The 19,191-nt window shown below is 66.6% G+C and carries 16 protein-coding genes; 10 read left to right on the forward strand and 6 right to left on the reverse strand.

Annotated elements, in window-relative coordinates; genetic code table 11:
* Positions 1 to 6: 6 nt before the first annotated feature.
* On the reverse strand, positions 7 to 2,997 hold the full coding sequence (locus KIT53_RS11995; protein WP_297752655.1) for an Rne/Rng family ribonuclease: 2,991 nt from the start codon (positions 2,995 to 2,997) through the stop codon (positions 7 to 9).
* Between the two features lie 587 nt (positions 2,998 to 3,584).
* Here KIT53_RS11995 and KIT53_RS12000 point away from each other — a divergent pair.
* The 3 genes from KIT53_RS12000 (at position 3,585) to KIT53_RS12010 (ending at position 5,501) form a co-directional block, all read left to right on the forward strand.
* Positions 3,585 to 4,583, forward strand: coding sequence for an RluA family pseudouridine synthase (locus tag KIT53_RS12000; protein WP_297752657.1), 999 nt, complete (start codon positions 3,585 to 3,587; stop codon positions 4,581 to 4,583).
* A gap of 16 nt (positions 4,584 to 4,599) precedes the next feature.
* On the forward strand, positions 4,600 to 4,950 hold the full coding sequence (locus KIT53_RS12005) for an H-NS histone family protein (protein ID WP_297752659.1): 351 nt from the start codon (positions 4,600 to 4,602) through the stop codon (positions 4,948 to 4,950).
* A gap of 74 nt (positions 4,951 to 5,024) precedes the next feature.
* Positions 5,025 to 5,501, forward strand: coding sequence for a low molecular weight protein-tyrosine-phosphatase (locus KIT53_RS12010; protein WP_297752661.1), 477 nt, complete (start codon positions 5,025 to 5,027; stop codon positions 5,499 to 5,501).
* Positions 5,502 to 5,516: 15 nt separating this feature from the next.
* Here KIT53_RS12010 and KIT53_RS12015 read toward each other — a convergent pair whose 3' ends face one another.
* The 4 genes from KIT53_RS12015 to KIT53_RS12030 all read right to left on the reverse strand — a co-directional run bounded on the left by KIT53_RS12015 (position 5,517) and on the right by KIT53_RS12030 (position 10,118).
* A complete protein-coding gene (locus tag KIT53_RS12015) occupies positions 5,517 to 6,494 on the reverse strand; it encodes an NAD-dependent epimerase (protein ID WP_297752663.1) in 978 nt (325 codons plus the stop codon).
* Positions 6,495 to 6,540: 46 nt separating this feature from the next.
* Positions 6,541 to 8,232: an AMP-binding protein gene (locus KIT53_RS12020; protein ID WP_297752665.1), complete on the reverse strand. Its 1,692-nt coding sequence runs from the start codon at positions 8,230 to 8,232 to the stop codon at positions 6,541 to 6,543.
* Positions 8,233 to 8,344: 112 nt separating this feature from the next.
* Positions 8,345 to 9,145, reverse strand: a complete 801-nt coding sequence (locus KIT53_RS12025; protein ID WP_297752667.1) for a hydratase — start codon at positions 9,143 to 9,145, stop codon at positions 8,345 to 8,347.
* Between the two features lie 40 nt (positions 9,146 to 9,185).
* Positions 9,186 to 10,118: a LysR family transcriptional regulator gene (locus KIT53_RS12030; protein ID WP_297752669.1), complete on the reverse strand. Its 933-nt coding sequence runs from the start codon at positions 10,116 to 10,118 to the stop codon at positions 9,186 to 9,188.
* Positions 10,119 to 10,241: 123 nt separating this feature from the next.
* Between KIT53_RS12030 and KIT53_RS12035 the strand changes: the two genes are divergently transcribed.
* The 6 genes from KIT53_RS12035 to KIT53_RS12060 all read left to right on the forward strand — a co-directional run bounded on the left by KIT53_RS12035 (position 10,242) and on the right by KIT53_RS12060 (position 17,709).
* Positions 10,242 to 12,389, forward strand: a complete 2,148-nt coding sequence (locus KIT53_RS12035) for an indolepyruvate ferredoxin oxidoreductase subunit alpha (RefSeq protein WP_297752671.1) — start codon at positions 10,242 to 10,244, stop codon at positions 12,387 to 12,389.
* Positions 12,390 to 12,500: 111 nt separating this feature from the next.
* Positions 12,501 to 14,078 (forward strand): indolepyruvate oxidoreductase subunit beta family protein, encoded by a 1,578-nt coding sequence (locus tag KIT53_RS12040; protein ID WP_297752673.1) that lies wholly within the window; start codon positions 12,501 to 12,503, stop codon positions 14,076 to 14,078.
* 53 nt (positions 14,079 to 14,131) lie between these two features.
* Entirely contained in the window at positions 14,132 to 15,163 is a 1,032-nt protein-coding gene (locus tag KIT53_RS12045; protein ID WP_297752675.1) for a TRAP transporter substrate-binding protein, read from the forward strand.
* Complete coding sequence (locus tag KIT53_RS12050; protein ID WP_297752677.1) at positions 15,163 to 15,669, forward strand: TRAP transporter small permease; 507 nt, start codon at positions 15,163 to 15,165, stop codon at positions 15,667 to 15,669. The genes KIT53_RS12045 and KIT53_RS12050 overlap by 1 nt, the downstream gene beginning before the upstream one ends.
* Complete coding sequence (locus tag KIT53_RS12055) at positions 15,659 to 16,960, forward strand: TRAP transporter large permease (RefSeq protein WP_297752679.1); 1,302 nt, start codon at positions 15,659 to 15,661, stop codon at positions 16,958 to 16,960. Before KIT53_RS12050 ends, KIT53_RS12055 begins: the two co-directional genes overlap by 11 nt.
* A 44-nt stretch (positions 16,961 to 17,004) precedes the next feature.
* Positions 17,005 to 17,709 (forward strand): alpha/beta hydrolase, encoded by a 705-nt coding sequence (locus tag KIT53_RS12060; RefSeq protein WP_297752681.1) that lies wholly within the window; start codon positions 17,005 to 17,007, stop codon positions 17,707 to 17,709.
* Here the strand turns inward: KIT53_RS12060 and KIT53_RS12065 are convergent.
* Positions 17,672 to 18,631, reverse strand: coding sequence for an EamA family transporter (locus tag KIT53_RS12065; RefSeq protein ID WP_297752682.1), 960 nt, complete (start codon positions 18,629 to 18,631; stop codon positions 17,672 to 17,674). The genes KIT53_RS12060 and KIT53_RS12065 overlap by 38 nt on opposite strands.
* 70 nt (positions 18,632 to 18,701) lie before the next feature.
* Here KIT53_RS12065 and KIT53_RS12070 point away from each other — a divergent pair, with 70 nt between their 5' ends.
* A complete protein-coding gene (locus KIT53_RS12070; protein ID WP_297752684.1) occupies positions 18,702 to 19,175 on the forward strand; it encodes an Lrp/AsnC family transcriptional regulator in 474 nt (157 codons plus the stop codon).
* Positions 19,176 to 19,191: the final 16 nt, after the last annotated feature.

Consider the following 19,191-nt stretch of genomic DNA (forward strand, 5'->3'; position numbering starts at 1 on the left):
GCGTACTTATTTCTCTTCGAAAGGCAGAGCCATGCCGCGCAGATCCTTGCGCGTTTCGACCATCACCAGCGGGCCTTCGTCGATCACCACCGGCGGGCGGGGTTCGCGGGGAACGTGGATGGCTTTGGGTTCGGCCGCGATGGCGGCCTGGACCTGAGCGACCTTGCCCGGGTCGGAGTTGACCCATTCGAGGCCGCTGGATTGGGCCACCTGGAGCAGGTCCTGGACCGAGAGGGTGTAGGGCTGCACCTTGGGCAGTCCGTTCACCGCTTCTGTTTTTGCTGCCGCCTGAGGCGCAGGGACTGCAGAAGCCACCACAAGTGGTGGCGGGACAGGCGTGGGCAGCGGCGCTGCCGCGGGCGCTTCAACGGCCACCACGGTGGCGTCCGGCGTGGTGAGCGCCGGCGTGCTGACAGCCACGTCCTGAGCCACTGGCGGCACGGTGAAGTAGCTGCGCATCGGTGCTTCGTAGGCCGCGGCTTCCGCAGGCGCACTCACCATCGGGGCATCTTCTGTGGTCGCTTCGTTCGAGATGGTTGCAGCGTCCGCAGCTTCTCCTTCACGGGGTGCGCGCTCACGGCGATCGCGTCCATAGCGATCGCGGCTGCGGCGTTCACGGTTGCCACTGCGCGGCGCGTTGCCCTCGGCGTCCGGCGCGCGTGGCGTATCGGCTGCAACGGTCTCACTCGCGTTGGCACCGTCTGCGGGTGTGGCCTGGGCGTCTTGGGCCTCTGAGCGCACACCTTCCTGGCCTTCTGCGCGAGGCTGTCGGCGGCGTTGTTCGTTGCGGCCGCGTCGTTCGCCACGCGCCTGGCCTCCTTCGGTGGCCTGCGTCGCGGTGTCGGTACCGGTCGCGCCCTCGTTCACGCCGATGCCAGCGGTGGTCACCTCCGTGCTGGTGCCCGCGTCGCGGCGGCCATCGCGGCGGTTGCCCTGCGATCGCGTTTCGCCGCCTCGGTTGTTGTCGTTGCGGCCACCGTTCTCTCCACCGCGTCGGCCTTCCTGCCGCGGCTCCCCGTTGGCCCGGGCCTCGCCGCCACGGCCACTGCGCTGGTTACCGCCTTCGCGGTTGCTACCCTCGCGGTTGCCACGTCCTTCGCCGCCACCGCCGTGTCGGGCTTCCTGGCCATTGCGGCGGCCCCGGCCGTCGCGGCGACCTTCGCTACCACGTTCTTCGCGCGCCGCCGCGCTCTTGCCCGCACCGCTGGGCGCGGTACCTGCGTTAGCCGCAGGTTGGGTGGGCGCGGCCGGTTCGCCGCTGAACAGGCTCTTGAGCCAGCCGAAGAAGCCCTTTTCAGCCGGTGCCGGTGCGGGCGCAGGTTTGGCTGCGACCGGCGCAGCGGCCACCACCACGGGCGCCGGAGTCTCGGGGCGTGGCGCTGCCACCGGGGCGGGGCCGTCGGGCAACACGCCCTTGATCACCGGCTCCTGCTTGTTGGTGCGTTCCTGGCTGCGGCGTGTGAAGCTGGCAACGTCGTCCACCTCCTCCGCCAGCTTGTAGCTGGAGTCGAGGTTGTCCAGGCGAGGGTCGTCGTGCTTGAGGCGTTCGAGCTTGTAGTTGGGCGTATCCAGCGACTTGTTGGGCACCAGCAGCACATTGATGCGCTGCTTGAGTTCGATCTTGGTGATCTCGGTCCGCTTCTCGTTGAGCAGGAAGCTGGCCACTTCGACGGGCACCTGCACCAGAACGGCGGCCGTGCTTTCCTTGAGCGATTCTTCCTGGATGACACGCAGGATCTGCAGCGCCGACGATTCGGTGTCGCGGATGTGGCCGGAACCGCCGCAGCGTGGGCAGGGGATGGAGGCGCCCTCGCTGAGCATGGGCTTGAGGCGCTGGCGACTCATCTCCAACAGGCCGAACTTGCTGATGGAGCCGAACTGCACGCGTGCGCGATCCTGGCGCAGCGCGTCGCGCAGGCGGTTTTCCACTTCACGGCGGTTCTTGCTTTCCTCCATGTCGATGAAGTCGATCACGATCAGGCCGCCAAGGTCGCGCAGGCGGGCCTGGCGCGCCACTTCATCGGCGGCTTCCAGGTTGGTGCGGGTCGCGGTTTCCTCGATGTCGCCGCCCTTGATCGCACGCGCCGAGTTCACGTCCACCGCGACCAGCGCTTCGGTCTGGTCGATCACGATGGCGCCGCCGCTGGGCAATTGCACGATGCGGCTGTAGGCGGTCTCGATCTGGTGTTCGATCTGGAAACGCGAGAACAGCGGCGCGTCATCGCGGTAGCGCTTCACGCGGTGCCCGTGCTCAGGCATCACGTGGCTCATGAACTGGTGAGCCTGTTCAAAGATGTCGTCGGTGTCGATCAGGATCTCACCGATGTCGCTGTTGAAGTAGTCGCGGATGGCGCGGATCACCAGGCTGGATTCCTGGTAGATCAGGAAGGCGCCCTTGCCGCTCTTGGCCGCGCCGTCGATGGCGTTCCAGAGCTTGAGCAGGTAATTCAGGTCCCACTGCAGCTCGGCGGCGTCGCGGCCGATGCCGGCGGTGCGCGCGATGATGCTCATGCCATTGGGGTATTCCAACTGGTCCAGTGCCTGCTTGAGCTCCTGCCGGTCCTCGCCTTCGATGCGGCGGCTCACGCCGCCGCCACGCGGGTTGTTGGGCATCAGCACCACATAGCGGCCGGCCAGACTGACGAAGGTGGTGAGCGCGGCGCCCTTGTTGCCGCGCTCTTCCTTCTCCACCTGCACCAGCAGTTCCTGGCCTTCCTTGATCACGTCGTTGATGCGTGCCTGGTTGACCGAGACGCCTGGGGCGAAATACTGGCGTGAGATTTCCTTGAATGGGAGGAAGCCGTGCCGGTCCTCGCCATAGTCCACGAAGCAGGCTTCCAGCGAGGGTTCCACTCGGGTGACCACCGCTTTGTAGATGTTTCCCTTGCGCTGTTCGCGCCCTTCGATTTCGATTTCATAGTCGAGCAGTTTCTGCCCGTCCACGATCGCCAGGCGGCGCTCTTCGGCCTGCGTGGCGTTGATCAGCATGCGTTTCATGATGAATGTCCTTCGTTCCAGCTCACAACGACGCCTGGGCGAAAAACCCAGGCGCCAACTCGCCGTGAATCAGCGGGGCAAGCGAACGAAGGGAGGAATTGCCGGAGAGCCGTTGACTGGCGGTTCGGGCGTTCAGACGGGCATGCACCGGGGTGCATGCGCATCGAACCGCCAAGTCAGGGCGTAGGCGCGTGGAGCTCGGTGAACAGGGAGGGCTCGATGTCTGTCGGTGACATGGATCTGGCCGGTCTCGATGTTTTCACTGGGGTCCTCGCCCAGCCTCCTGTGCCGGGGCTGGGCGATTGGGGTATTCCGTATTCGGGTTCGCGTTGTCTTCAGCGGATTCGCCCGCAGCTTCCACCGTGTCCGCACCAGTTCTGCAAGCGCGCAAAGGGGCATGCAGCCTGGGTGCCGGACCTGGGTGCTGAGGGTGGCAACCAACCCGTGTGCGGCCTCTTGCCCGGCAAGATCAGGCCCCTGCTTCAGGTGACTGGCTTAAACTCGAAACAAATCAATCACTTACGGCACACGACGGGTGTGACGCATTATAGTCAGCTCCCGCCTTCCTGGTGGCCCCATTTCGCATCATGTCAAGCCCCACGTCGCATGCGGAAGTCCGCCTGATCACGGTCGACGAGGAATCGACCGGCCAGCGTCTGGACAATTTCCTCATACGTATCCTCAAAGGCGTACCCAAATCCCATATTTACCGCATCATTCGCTCGGGTGAGGTGCGCCGCAACAAGGGCCGTGTGGGTGCGGACGACAGGGTGGTTGCTGGTGATTTGCTGCGCATACCACCGATCCGGTTGTCTGAAAAAGTGTTGGAAAAAAGCGCCAACCCGGCTCCCGCCCGTGAATTCCCCGTGGTGTACGAGGACGCGTCCTTTCTGGCCATCGACAAGCCCGCGGGTGTTGCGGTCCACGGTGGCAGCGGGGTGAGTTTTGGCGTTATCGAGCAAATCCGCCAGTCGCGCCCGGAGGCCCGTTTTCTGGAATTGGCGCACCGTCTGGATCGGGAAACCAGCGGACTGCTGTTGATTGCCAAGAAAAAAAGTGCCCTCAAAGGCTTGCAGGATCAATTCCGCGAGCGCGTGACCGGCAAGACGTACCTGGCCATGGTGAAGGGGCGCTGGCCCGCGCGCCTGAAGGTGCTGGACCAGCCCTTGCACAAGTACCTGCTGCCGGACGGCGAGCGCCGCGTGCGGGTGGCGGGCCGCGACGATCCCGATGGCATGCGCGCCATCTCCCTGGTGAAGGTGGCTGCGCGCTGGAAGGCGCCGGTGGACCTGGCGACGGCCGCGCCCGAGGGGTTTTCCCTGCTGGAAGTGACCATCAAGACCGGGCGGACCCACCAGATCCGGGTGCACCTGGCCAGCGCCGGCCATCCCATCCTGGGTGATGATAAATACGGTGATTTCGAACTCAATCGCCAATTGGTACGCAATGGTATGCGCCGCATGTTTCTCCATGCTTGGCGGCTCTCGTTGACCCATCCGGCCACGCAGGCCGTGGTGGCGTTACAAACTGAATTACCTTCGGAGCTGCAAAACTGGATGGAATCGATGCCACCTTATTTAGAATGACAGCCGCATCGTTGGGATGCAATGGTCGATTCCGAACCGATATCCGAAGAAGGACTTTTCAATGGCAACGTATTCCGAACTGATGGCGCAAGCCCAGAACCTGATGGCTCAGGCTGAGCAGGCCCGCAAGAACGAAATCGCCTCCGTGATTGCCGACATCAAAGCCAAGATGAAACAATTTGGCATCACCACTGCCGACCTCGGAGGTGCTTCGGGTGGCAAGAAAGCGGGCAAATCCAAGTCGAGCGCGCCGGCCAAGTACCGGGGCCCGAACGGCGAACTCTGGGCCGGTGGTCCGGGTCGCAAGCCTGAGTGGGTGCGCGCGGTGCTGGCCTCGGGCAAGAGCCTGGACAGCTACCGCATCTGAGTCTCGGCGCTCAGTACCTCAAGGCCCGCCTCTGGCGGGCTTTTTTGTCTTCGTGGCTTTGGTAACCTCGGTGCATGTTCCGGATACTGGTTGTTTGCATGGGCAATATCTGCCGCTCGCCCACCGCGGCGGCGGTGATGCAGGCCCAAGTCGCCCGCTTGCAGTTGCAGCACGCGGTGGCGATCGACTCGGCGGGCACCTATGGTGGGCACGAGGGCGAGAAGCCTGACCGGCGGGCTCGCGAGCTGGCCAAGGCCCAGGGTTACCCGCAGATCGATGCCCTGCGTGCGCGCCGCGTGCGTGACGAGGATTTCGCAGCGTTCGACCTGATCCTGGCGATGGACCGGCAGAACCTGGCGCACCTGCAACGCCAGTGTCCGCCTGAGCACCTGCACAAGCTGCACCTCTTTCTGGTCTATGCCGGCCAGCCCGATGGCAGCGAGGTGCCCGATCCCTACTATGGCAACGCCGAAGGCTTCATGGTCGTGCTGCGGTTGTGCGAGGCTGGCGGCGAAGGCGTGCTGCGGCGTGTGGCGATGCAGCGGGGCTGATGCCGGCGGCGAGGGTCAGACCCGGTGGTACCCGCGGTACCAGTGCACGAAGCGTTCGATGCCTTCGCGCAAAGGTGTGGCCGGCGCGAAGCCGACCCAGCGGTGCAGTGCATCGGTGCTGGCATAGGTGGCCGGCACGTCACCGTCCTGCATGGGGAGAAATTGCTTCACAGCCGACCTGCCCAGGGCGGTTTCGATGCAGCCGATGAAGTCCAGCAGCGGGACCGGGTCGTGGTTGCCGATGTTGAAGATGCGGTAGGGTGCCCCGCCCGCCGTTTCTGGTGTGGCGGGCTTGTCGAGTACGCGGACCACGCCTTCCACGATGTCGTCGATGTAGGTGAAGTCGCGCTTCATCTGGCCGTGGTTGAAGACCTGGATGGGCCGACCTTCGAGCACCGCACGTGTGAAGCTGAAGTAGGCCATGTCCGGCCGGCCCCAGGGGCCGTAGACCGTGAAGAAGCGCAGGCCCGTGGTGGGCAGGCCATAGAGATGGCTGTAGGTGTGGGCCATCAGTTCATTGGCTTTCTTGGTCGCCGCGTACAGGCTCACGGGGTGGTCCACCGGGTCCGTTTCCTCGAACGGCATCTTGGTGTTGCCGCCGTACACGCTGGAACTGGACGCATAGACGAGGTGATCGGGCTTTTGCGCGCGGCAACCCTCCAGCACATGGCCGAAGCCTGCGAGGTTGCTGTCCAGGTAGGCCATGGGGTGGCTGATGGAGTAGCGCACACCGGCCTGTGCGGCCAGGTGCACCACGGCGTCGAAGCGCGGGCCTTCGAAGAGCCTGGCCATGGCCGTGCGGTCGGCCACGTCGATCTGCCGTAAGTCGAAACCCGGGTGCGCGGCGAGGGCGGCGAGCCGCGCCTGCTTGAGGGACACCTCGTAGTAGTCGTTGAGGTTGTCGATGCCCAGCACCGTGTCGCCGCGCGCCAGCAGGCGCTGGGCCGTGTGCATGCCAATGAAGCCGGCCGCGCCGGTGAGGAGGATGTGCATGGGGCGGTATGTTAGGGCCGCCCAGGCCCACGGGTCGCCGTGCGCCTCAGTCCTTCTGCCAAATCACACGCTTTCCGGACGTTTCCCACGCTTCGTAGTGGCGTGAATACAAGTCTTCGATGCGGTTGCGCTTGACCTTGAAAGTGGGTGTGATGATGTCGTTGTCCACCGTCCAGGCGGTGGTGACCACCACGATGCACTGCAACTGTTCGTGCGGATCCAGCGTGGCGTTGATGGCTTTGAGGTGTTCCGCCAGGGAGGTCTCCAGCGCGGCCCGCTGGCCGGGGTCGGCAGCGCGCGCGACAGCGTCGGCGTTGAGCATCACGATGCCCAGGGGCTGTCCCAGGTTGGCACCGGTGACCACGCAGGCCTCAACCGCTTCGTGCATGACCAGCTTGTCCTCGATAGGCGCTGGCGAGACGTACTTGCCCTTGCCGGTCTTGAACAGGTCCTTCACCCGGCCGGTGATGCGCAACAGGCCCTGGGCATCGATGACACCCTTGTCTCCGGTCCTGAGCCAGCCGTCGGTTGTGAAGGCCTCGCGGCTCTTCTCGGCTTCCTTGTAGTAGCCGAGCATCAGCGCGTGGCTGCGCATCTGCACTTCGCCGGTGTCGGGGTCTATGCGTTGTTCCACGCCTTCGTAGACCGGGCCAACGGTGCCTTGCTGGTTCTTGCCTGGCTCGGTGATGTGGGAGAGCGCGAGATTCTCCGTCATGCCATAGCCTTCGTTGATGTTCAGGCCCAGCCTGCTGTACCACTGCAGCAGCGCGATCGGCATGGGTGCGGCGCCGCCGGCCGCGAAGTGGCATTGGTCCAGACCGAGAGCCTTCATGACCTTTCTGCGCACGATGCCGCCCAGGATGGGGATGCCCAGCAGGCGGTTGAGCTTGGCCGGCGGCATCTTGTGGTGTATGCCTTGCTGGAACTTCACCCACAGGCGCGGTACAGAGAAGAAGATGGTCGGTCGGGCGCGTTGCAGGTCGGCCGCGAACGTGTCCAGGGACTCGGCGAAGAACACGTGCATGCCAGTGCGCAGCCAGCCGTGTTCCACCAGCATGCGCTCGACCACGTGAGCCAGCGGCAGGTAGGAAAGCATGCGGTCGCCGCCCGACATGGGAATGCGTTTGAGGCCCGAGTCCAGGGCCCAGGCGAAGTTGCCGAAGCTGTGCATCACGCCCTTGGGCATGCCGGTCGTGCCCGAGGTGTAGATCAGGGTGGCCAGCTCCTCCGCCGCGCGCACTGGCTGGCCTTGCAGCGGTGCGCTGCGGGCGCATACCGCGTCCCAGTCCTCGTAGGCCTGCAGCGCATCGGGTGGCGAAAGCGGGTAGCTGATGCAGGGCAGGTCGGCGGGTACGCCTGGCTTCATGCTCTCCCAGCCATCGAGCTTGCCGACAAAGCAGGCCCTGGACTCGCTGTGGGTGAGGATCTGCCGCACCGTCTCTGCCGCCAGCGTGGGATAGAGGGGCACCGAGACGTAGCCTGCCATCCAGATGGCGAGGTCGCTCATCATCCACCAGGCGCAGTTCTTGGACAGGATGGCCACTTTGGAGCCTGGTTCCCAGCCTTGGGACTGCAGGTGCATGGCCATGCGGCGGACTTGCTCACCGACCTGGCCCCAGGTGAAGTCCTGCACCGTGCCGTCGCCCATGGGCTGTGTCAGCGCGACACGGGTGGGGGCCGTTTTCTCCCAGTGGTAGAGGCGCTGAAGGGCCAGCAGTTCGGGGGGTACATGGCTCATGAAGGTGTCTCCTTGTGTGTGGGTAGCCTGGACGAATCTACCAAGCCAGCCACGGCCTGTTTAGAGGGTTTCACCTGTCAGGGCCGCGCACGTTGCGGCGGGAGGCACCGTCTCAATCGCTGAACGTGGCCGTCAAGGTCCCGAGCGGTGCGGAAAAGCAGGCCGTCCAGCGTTCGCCCGGTGCCACGGGCCAGGCGTCGGTCCAGGTACCGGTGGTCACCACGTCGCCGGCCTGCACATCGGGCGCGCCGGGGCAGGCACGCAAGGCAGGCAGGAAGTGGTGGAGGGCGCGGAGCGGGCTGTCCAGCACGTGGGCGCCAGCGCCATGGTCGATGCGTTGACCGTCGCGCGAGAGGGTGACGGTGGCGCGCGCGAGCAGCGCGTCGAGTTCCGCGGCATCGCTCGCCACCTGGTCCACCGGGATGCGCCGCCCCACCAGCAGGCGCGCATGCAGCGCGCCGTCGGCGACGGTATCGGCCGGCAGGAACTTCCAGTCGGGCAGGTGCGACTGCACGATTTCGAAGCCTGGCGCGACCCACTCGATGGCCTCGAAGAGCGTCTGCAGCGATGCGCCCGGTGCGGGGCAGCTTCTCATGCCGAAAACGGTCTCGGGTTCCAGCCTGGGCTGGCACGTGGCCGCCAGCGAGAGCTGGCCTTCTTGCTCGCACAGGCTCAGTGTGGTGTTCCATACGCTGCCCCAAATGGGCGCGTGCACGTTGTAGCGGTCCCAGATGGTGCGGTTGGTGAAGCCGATCTTGAAGCCGCGGGGTTGCTCGCCGCGCGCCATGCGCAGGGCGCGCACCGCGAGTGCGCTGGCGTAGGCGTCGTCAAGGCCGAAGCCGGCCTGGTCTGTCAGCGGCCTGTCCCACAGGTGGCCGTGGTCCTGGTGGTCGAGAAGGGCCTGTGGCGTCATGTTCGGGCGGAAGTCGTCTGGGGCATGCGATGCATGATAGTCAGGCCTCGGCCTGGGCGCGGCCAAACAGCCGGTGCACCTGCGAACGGATCCACTGATGCGCCGGGTCGCGGGCCGTGCTCTCGTGCCAGACCAGCCGGACTTCGTAGCGCGGTGCGGCCGACCGCGGCAGTTCCCAGACACGCAGGTCGCGGCGCTGGCCCAGGTTGGCGGCGTACATCTGGGGCACGATGGTCATCAGATCGGTGCTGAGCGCGAGGTCGGGCAGGGCGCCAAAGTGGCGTGCGCGCAGCACGATGCGTTCGGAAAGCTTCAGGCGCACCAGCATCTTCTCCACGCTGCCGTGGAACGTGGCTGTGGGCGAGGCCACCACCAGCGAGGCCTCGGCGAGCTGCCGCGCGCTCAGGGTGCGGCCCACCTTCCCGGAGGCGGGGCGCCAACCGGTCGAGGTCAGGGCGACGTAGTGCTCGCGGAACAGCAGGTCCGAACGCACGCCGCGGTGGCGCGGCTGCAGGATGCCGATGGCGAAGTCGATCTCACGCGATTCCAGCGCCGTGGGCACGTCCTCGGCGGCCACGGACACATTGGTCAGATGCGCCAGCGGTGCCTGCTGGCGCAGCACCGAAGCCAGTCCGGGCAGGAACATGATCTCGCCCAGGTCCGACAGCGACAGGCGCCAGCGCATCTCGGTGCTCGCGGGGTCGAACTCGTCGCGCCGGGTCACCGCGGCCTCCAGCAACTTGAGCTGCATCTGTACTTCGGGTGCGAGGCGTTCGCACAGCCGCGTGGGCTGCAGGCCGCCTGGGGAGCGCACGAACAGGTCGTCCTTGAAGTAGTCGCGCAGGCGGGCCAGCGCATTGCTCGTGGCGGGCTGGGACAGGGCCAGTGCCTTGCCCGCCGCGGTGACCGAGCCGGTGCGGTGGATGGCCGAAAGCACGCGCAACAGGTTGAGATCGAGCTGCCGGAAGTTCATGGTGCAGGCTCCTAGGGTTGACCCGGATTATCCGCTTTGTGAATGAGTGACATCCGATCAATCTATTTGCCAGATGCCGGACGGACTCCTACATTGCGCGGCATAACGACAGGAGACCCACGGTTGGAACGTTCATTCCACGCGCAGATCGAGGCGCTCAAGCTCGGCGATGGCGAGACCTTTCACGGCGAAGGCATCCTGGCGGTGACCAAGGCCCTGCTGCAGTCCGGCGTGACCTATGTGGGCGGCTACCAGGGATCACCGATCTCGCACCTGCTCGATGTGATGGTGCAGGCCAAACCCTACATGGACGAACTGGGCGTGCATGTCGAGGCCTGCACCAACGAGAGTTCTGCGGCGGCCATGCTGGCAGCGTCCATCATGTACCCGGTGCGCGGCGCGGTCACGTGGAAATCCGTGGTGGGCACCAACGTGGCGTCGGATGCGTTGTCCAACCTGGCTTCGCCGGGCGTGATGGGCGGCGCGCTCATCGTGGTTGGCGAGGACTATGGCGAAGGGGCGAGCGTGATCCAGGAGCGCACGCACGCCTTCGCCATGAAGTCTGCGCTGTGGCTGATGGATCCCCGCCCCAACCTGCCGACCATCGTGCGCATGGTGGAGAAGGGGTTCGAACTCTCCGAGGCGTCGAGCACGCCGGTGATGCTGGAGTTGCGCATCCGCGCCTGCCATGTGCAGGGCAGCTTCGTGGCCCGTGACAACGTGGCTCCCGCCATTTCCAGCCGCCATCTGCAGCAGGAGGCGGCCTCCTTCAGCTACGACCGGCTGTCGCACCCGCCATCGACCTTCCGGCACGAGAAGCACAAGTACGAGGTGCGCATGCCGGCGGCGCGCCGCTTCATTGCCGAAGCGGGGCTCAACGAACACTTTGATGGCCGCCATGCGGAAGTGGGGCTGATCGTGCAGGGCGGGCTCTACAACACCACCGTCCGCGCGCTGCAGCAGGCCGGACTGGCCAATGCCATGGGCGAGACCGAGGTGCCCATCCTGGTGCTCAACGTGGTCTACCCGCTGGTGCCGGAGCAGATCACCGCGTTCTGCGCGGGCAAGCGCGCGGTGCTGGTGGTGGAAGAGGGGCAACCCGAATTCATCGAGCAGGACATCGCCACGCAGTTGCGCCGCGCCGACCTGCAGACCCGCCTGCATGGCAAGGACCTGCTGCCCATGGGCGGCGAATACACCGCCGAGATCGTGTTGGCGGGCCTGAGTGCCTTTTTGGGTGAACACTTGCCTGGTCTGGACGGTGGCGGCGCGCAGCGCTTCGGTGCCGAACTGGCTGCGGTGCGGCAGCAGGCCCAGGCGGCGCTGGGCAGTGCCGTGCCGCCACGCCCACCCAATTTCTGCACGGGCTGCCCGGAGCGGCCGGTGTTTGCCGCGCTCAAGCTGGTGGAGCGCGAGGTGGGCCGCCTGCACATCTCCACCGACATCGGCTGCCATTCCTTCGCCACCTTCGAGCCCTTCTCGTTTGGCAATTCCATCCTGGGCTATGGCATGAGCATGGCGTCCAGCGCGGCGGTGAAGAACTTCTCTGCCCGCCGCCCGGTGGCCATCATGGGCGACGGCGGCTTCTGGCACAACGGGCTGCTCTCCGGCGTGAGTTCGACCCTGTTGAACCAGGGCGACGGTGTGCTGGTGATCATGAAGAACGGCTACACCTCGGCCACCGGCACGCAGGAGACCATGTCCACGCCGGCCTCCGAGGCCAAGCGGGTGGCCGAAGGGTCCAGCGCCACGGCGGACGAGGTGACCATCGAGAACACCTTGCGCGGCATGGGCGTGAAGTGGATCCGCACGGTGCACAACTACCGTGTCTCCCGCGTGCGTGACGCGCTCAGGGAAGCGGTGGACACCCCATTCGCAGGCCTCAAGGTGGTGATCGCCGAAGGCGAGTGCCAGTTGGAGCGTCAGCGCCGCCTGCGGCCCATCCGCGCGCGCCGCCTCAAGGAAGGCCTGCGCACTGTGCGCACCCGCTACGGCGTGGACGAGGACACCTGCACCGGTGACCATTCCTGCATCCGTCTCTCGGGCTGTCCCACGCTCACCGTCAAGACCTCGGCCGATCCGCTGCGCCGCGAGCCCGTGGCCCATGTCACCAACGGTTGCGTCGGCTGCGGCCTGTGCGGCGAGGTGGCCGACGCCGCCGTGCTGTGTCCCTCGTTCCACAAGATCGAGGTCATCACCCATCCGGGCTGGTGGGACCGCCTCACCGACCGCCTCAACCGCTTCTTCATCGGCCTGCTGCAGCCTGCATAGCATGAGAAACCCCCGGCGCGCCTTCGGCACTGTCCCCTGGAATGGGGGCGATACCAGGGCGGAACCTTTTCATGCGATGCGTGTGGCGCTCCGGTGCCATAGACCACTGACATGACCCCATACGACAAGTCCTTCGGCATCCTGATCGCGGCCCTCGGTGGCGAGGGCGGCGGCGTGCTCGCTGACTGGCTGGTGCACTGCGCGCGGCAACAGGGCTTGCCCGTCCAGGCCACTTCGGTGCCCGGCGTGGCGCAGCGCACTGGCGCGACCAGCTACTACATCGAGTTGCTTCCCGAACCGCTGCCGCCTGGCTCGGCGGCACCGGTGTTGGGTCTCACGCCCGTGGCCGGCCGGGTGGACGTGGTGGTGGCCAGCGAACTGCTCGAAGCCGCGCGCATGGTCGAGCGCGGCTTCGTCACCGAACGGACCACGCTGCTGGCGTCCACGCACCGGGTCTACACCACGCTGGAAAAGATGCACATGGCCGACGGCCGCCAGAACCCGCAGCGGCTGGCCGACGCCGCGCGCGCGCTGGCGCGCCGCGCCGTGCTGTTCGACATGGAGGCGGTGACGGTACAGCATGGCACGGTGGTGTCGGCGGTGATGTTCGGCGCGCTGGCGGGTGCCGGCACACTGCCTTGGCCGCGCGAGGTCTGTGAAACGGTGATCCGCGCATCGGGCAAGGGGGTGCAGGCCAGCCTCGCGGGCTTCGCCGCCGCTTTCGAGCAGGCCCGCGAACCGACGCCCGCTCGGGCGCCGGTGGCGCGTGAAGCCGCGCAGGTCCTGGCCGATGCCGCGCTGCCATCGGAGCAGCGATCGGCGTGGGAACGGATGCTGCGGCCCTGGCCCGCGTCGGTTCAGTTGCTGGCCGCTCACGGTGCTCTGCGCTGCCTCGACTACCAGGACGCGCGCCTGGCGGACAGCTTTCTCGCGCAGGTGCAGGGCCTGGTCGGGGCGAGCCCGGCAGATGCCACGCAGGCGCTGGACGAAGCCGTGCGCCAGCTTGCTTTGTGGATGTGCTTCGAGGACGTGATCCGCGTGGCCGACCTCAAGACCCGCCGCAGCCGCTTCGAGCGCGTGCGCCGCGAGGCACAGGCACAGACCACCGACGTGGTGCGGGTGACCGAGCACTTCAAGCCCGGCATCGATGAGGTGGCGGCCGTGCTGCCACGCGCCCTGGGCGAACGCCTGCTGGCACTTGCGCAGCGCCGTGGCTGGACGGGCAAGGCCCACGTTGGCCTGCATATCCGTTCGTCCAGCCTGTGGGGCTACCTGATGCTGCGCGGTCTGGCACGCCTGCGCCCGCTGCGGCCTCGCTCGCTGCGCCACGCGCAGGAGCATGCCGCCATGGCGGTCTGGCTGGACGCCATGCACCAGGTGCTGCCGCGCTCGCCCGCGCTGGCGCTGGCGCTCGCGGGGCTGCCGCAGGTGCTCAAGGGCTACGGCGACACGCAACTGCGTGGCCGAGAGAACTACCAGCGCCTCTGGGCCACGCAGGTAGAGCCAGCCTTGCGCAACGACGTACCCGCCGACGAGGCGGCTGCCCGGCTGCGCGAGGCCCTCAAGACCACGCTCGCCGATCCCGAGGGCCGCCTCAACCAGGCCCACCGCGACGGTGGCGTGAAGGCCCAGCCTGTCTTCTGGGCCGCCAAGCCCCCCCGGGAAACCCCCATTCCCCCAGCCGCATGATGGTCCGCAGCATGCGATTTCCCTTGAGAGAACTTCAACCACAGGAGACAACCATGATCCACCGACTCTCTTTCCCTGTTCGCGCCGTGGCCCTGGCCACCTTGATGCTGGGTGCGCTGGGAGCGCAGGCGCAGGACAAGCCGGTCGAACTCAAGTTCGCCCACTGGCTGCCGGCCTCGCACCCGCTGGCCAAACTGGGTTTCGAGCCTTGGGCCAAGTCGGTGGAGGCGGCATCCAAGGGGTCGATCAAGGTGGCGCTGTTCCCTGCCCAGCAACTGGGCAAGGCGGCCGACCATTACGACATGGCGCGCGACGGCATCGCGGAGATGACCTGGGTCAATCCGGGCTACCAGGCCGGTCGCTTTCCCATGATCGCCGCAGGTGAACTGCCTTTCCTGATCGCCAAACCCGGCCCGGGATCGGCTGCGCTGGACCAGTGGTACCGCACCTATGCAGGCTCCGAGATGAAAGATGTGAAGTTCTGCTTCGCGCACGTGCACATCGGCACCTTCCATGCCAAGAAGCCCATCACCGAGCCGGGTCAGCTCAAGGGCATGAAGATCCGCTCGGCCAACGGCACCGTGGCGCAGACCATGACCCTGCTGGGCGCGACCAATGTGCAGGTCTCGGCACCCGAGGCGCGCGACGCGCTGGAGAAGGGCGTGGCCGATGCCATCACCTTCCCCTGGAACTCCATCGTCACCTTCGGCATCGACAAGGCGGTCAAGTTCCACAGCGACATGCGCTTCTATGCGTCTGACTTCGTGTGGGTGATGAACAAGCCCTGGTACGACAAGCTGGCCGCGGGGCAGAAGAAGGTCATCGACGACCACTGCAACAACGAATGGGCCGCCAAGGTCGGCGGTGCCTGGGGCGACGAGGAGGACTCGGGCCAGGGCAAGCTGGAGAAAACCGCGGGCCACACCATCGTGAAAATCACACCGGCCCAGTTGGATGCCTGGAAGAAGGCGGTGGAGCCGGTGTATGCGCAATGGACCAAGGCGGCCGATGCCTCGGGCAACCCCGGTGCCGCTGCGCTGGAGGCTTTGCGCAAGGAACTGGCAGCCCGGCAGGCCGGCAACTGATGCGCCGCCTGTTCTCGGCCATCGAAACGGTGGCCGCGTTGTTCCTGCTGCTGATCGCGTTGCTGACGGCGGGCAACGTGCTGCTGCGCTACGCCTTCAGCATGCAGATTCCCGACTGGTTCGACGGGACGCAGATGCTGCAGGGCATAGCCATGTTCTGGGGCATCGCGCTGGCCACCTACTACGGCACCCATATCGGTGTGGACATCGTGTGGGAGCACCTGGGGCGGCCAGGGCGTCGCCGGGTGGACCTGTTCGCCACCGTGGTCACCGCCGCGTTCCTGGCTCCGCTGGCCTGGATGGTCTGGGTCAAGGTGGGTGGTACCGGCAGCCAGGGCACCATGGACTTGCGCCTGCCGCTCAAGTGGTTCTACAGCGCGGGCGCCGTGGGTGCCAGCGTGGCGTCGCTGCTGGCGCTGGTGCGCCTGTGGCAGTTGTGGCAGGGGCGGGAAGCCAGCCCCGAGCCGCTGGAAGAAGACGTGCCGGGAGCCGCGCATGGATCGTGACGTCGTGGCCCTCGTGGGCTTTCTGGCCATGTTCGGCCTCATGGCCCTGCGCGTGCCGATTGGCATCGCCATGGGCATCGCCGGCGTGGGCGGCTTCGCGCTGCTGTCGGGCGCCAAGCCTGCGCTGAACCTGCTGGCGAACGTGCCGCTGTCGGTGCTGACGGACTACAACCTCAGCGTCATTCCCATGTTCATCCTGATGGGGGCTTTCGCTTCGCACTCTGGCATGAGCACCGAGCTGTTCACCGCCGGCCGTGCCTGGCTCGGGCACCGGCGCGGCGGGCTGGCGCTGGCGTCGGTCGCTGCCTGCGGGGGGTTCTCGGCCATCAACGGTTCCTCGGTCGCGACCGCCGCCACCATGACCCAGGTCGCGCTGCCGGAGATGCGCCGCGCAGGCTACAGCCCGGGTTTTTCCGCAGGCCTCATCGCCGCGGGGGGCACGCTGGGCATCATGATCCCGCCTTCGGTGATCATGGTGCTCTACGGCATCATGACCGAGACCGACATCACCAAGCTGTTCGCGGCGGGCGTCATTCCCGGTCTGATGGCCATCGGCTTCTACAGTGCGGTGGTGGCCATCGTGGCGCGGCTGCGGCCGCAGGCCATGCCGCGCGGTGAACGCGTGGGCTGGGGTGAGCGCTTCGCCTCCTTGCGTGCGCTGTGGGCGGTGCTGCTGCTGTTCATGTTCGTGCTCGGCGGCATCTACGGTGGCCTCTTCACGGTGCAGGAAGCGGCCGGCGTGGGCGCCATCGGCACGCTGCTGATCGGCCTGATGCGCCGCCGCCTGCGCTGGCCGCAGGTCAGGGCGGCGCTCATCGGTGCATTGCGCGTGTCCTCGGCCATCATGATGATCGTCGTCGGCGCCTACCTGTTCGGCTACTTCCTCACCATCACGCAGTTCACGCAGAACGCGGTGGACTTCCTGGTGCACCTCCCCGTGGGGCCTTATGGCGTGCTGGCGCTGGTCATGATCGGCTACCTGATCCTGGGCGCGGTGATGGATGAGCTGGCGATGATCCTGCTCACCGTGCCGATCGTTTTCCCGGCCATGATGCAGCTCGGCTTCGACCCGATCTGGTTCGGCGTGATCGTGGTGATGGCCGTCACCTTCGGCATGATCTGTCCGCCCGTGGGCATGAATGTGTTCGTGATCAGTTCCATCGCGCGCGACGTGCCGCTGGGTGCGATCTACAAAGGGACCATGCCCTTCATCGCGGTGGACGTGTTGCGCCTGTTCATCCTCTGCGCCTTTCCCGCACTCTCGCTCTGGCTGCCCGGGTTTGTCGAGTAGCGCCCGCCGCCGCCCGGGCCGCGGCAGGCGCTATGCTGCGGCCCATGAACGCTTCATCCCCGATCGACGTCCTGGAACTGGTCAGCGGCGGCAGCCCTACCGCCGAACCCGTGGCCTCCATCATCGTGCTGCATGGCCTGGGCGCCGACGGCAACGATTTCGTGCCCATCGCGCAGGAACTGGACCTGCGTGCCCACGGCCCGGTGCGCTTTGTGTTTCCCAGCGCACCGGTGCGCCCGGTCACCCTCAATGGGGGCTACCGCATGCGCGCCTGGTACGACATCTTCCCGCCGCCGTCGCGGCCCGGCGAACCCAGGCCGGAAGACGAGCCGGGCTTGCGTGCCTCGCAGGCGCTGGTGCAGGGATTGCTGGACCGCGAAGCCGCGCGTGGCGTACCGGCTCACCGTACCGTGCTCATGGGCTTCTCGCAGGGCTGCGCCATGACGCTCATGACTGGCCTTCGCGCACCCCACCGGCTGGCGGGCCTGGCGGGGCTCTCAGGCTACCTGCCGCTGGCCGACACCACGGCTGGCGAATGCAGCGCCGCCAACCGCGACGTGCCCATCTTTCTCGCGCATGGCGAACACGACCCCATGGTGGTCATCGAGCGCGGCCAGGCTTCCCGGGACCGGTTGCAGGCCCTGGGGTACGCCGTGCAGTGGCACAGCTACGCCATGGAGCACTCGGTGTGCGCCGAAGAGGTGGCAGACCTCAACGCGTGGCTGTTGAAGGTGCTCGGCGGCGCATGATCCCGCCCGTGAAGCGGGCCAGGTCTCTCCCATACAGGATCAGTGCCAGCGCCAGCAGGATCAGCGGCATCGCCAGGAACACCCAGCCGGTCAGGCGTTCGCCGCCCAGCAGCACGCCCACGCACAGCGCCACCAGCGGATTGACGAACGAATAGCTGGCGGCCAGCGCGGCCGAGGTGTTCTTGAGCAGCCAGAGGTAGGTGTTGAGAGTGACCATGGTGCCCATGACCACCAGGTAGAGCCAGGCCAGCGCCGACGCCAGCGACACCTGCGACCACGCCACTTGGTGCGCGGCGGGCTCCCACAGCCAGGCCACACCCAGGCCCAGCAGGCCACCCAGCAGCCACTGCGCGCCCGAGGCCATGGCCGGCGGCGGCAGGGCCAGCCGGCGCGAAGCGTAGGAGCCCAGGCTCCATGCCAGCGGCGCGCCGAAGGCGCACAGCGTGCCAGCCAGGGTGGTGGAGAAATCACCTTCAAGCGCCAGCAGCACCGCGCCACCGGCGCCCAGCGCCAGGCCTATCCAACTGGTGAACGGCACCCGCTCGCCGCCCCAGCGCGTCCACAGCGCCAGCCACATCGGCATGGTGGTGACCACCGTGGCCATCAGGCCCGAGCCTATCCCCAGCTTCTGCGCCAGCATCACCAGGCCCATGGCCACGCAGGCCATCAAGGCGCCGATGAGCGCGCTCGCACGCCATTGCGCCGCGTTGGGCCAGGCCTGCCCCTGCCAGCGTGCGATGCCCAGCATCAGCAACCCGGCAACCACGAAGCGAGCCCCGTTGAGCAGCAGCGGCGGCAGGGTTTGCATGGCGACGTCGAGCGCGAAGTAGGTCGTTCCCCAGACGAGGTACACGATGAGCAGGGCGCCGCCCAGCCGCCATGTCTGGCGATCCAGGCGTTTGAGGTTGAAAATGGATGGCATGACCGGGAGTTGGGAGGATAATTTCCGGCGAGGTAGATGGATTCCGTATTTTGATCAGAAATCATCCGATATGCAAGCAAATATACAGTTGGACGAGTTGGATGCCAGAATTCTTACGGCTTTGAGCGGAGACAGCCGACGTTCCTACGCCGACGTGGCTTCCGAGGTGGGGCTGTCCACGGCCGCGGTGCACGAGCGGGTGAAGAAAATGGTCGAGCGCGGAGTGATCGAGCGCTTCTCGCTGCGCGTGGACCCGGACCGCGTGGGCCTGCGCTTCACCGCGTTCGTGGCCATTCGCAACGACGGCGGCGTGCATTGCCGCGAGGTTGCGCCGCGCTTGCGCGAACTGCCCGAGGTGCTGGAGCTGCACAGCGTGGCGGGAGAGTTCGATTTCCTGGCCAAGATCCGCACCACGCACGCGCGCGCCCTTGAAGACGTGCTCTACCAGATCAAGGCGATTCCTGGCGTAGCGCGCACCACCAGCACGGTGGTGCTCAACACCGAGTTCGAGGAGCGGCCGCAGAAGTTCAACAGCACCGGTTGAAGCGGGTTCGAGTCGG

The organism is Hydrogenophaga sp. (assembly GCF_026125785.1).
Classification (GTDB): Bacteria; Pseudomonadota; Gammaproteobacteria; order Burkholderiales; family Burkholderiaceae_C; genus Hydrogenophaga.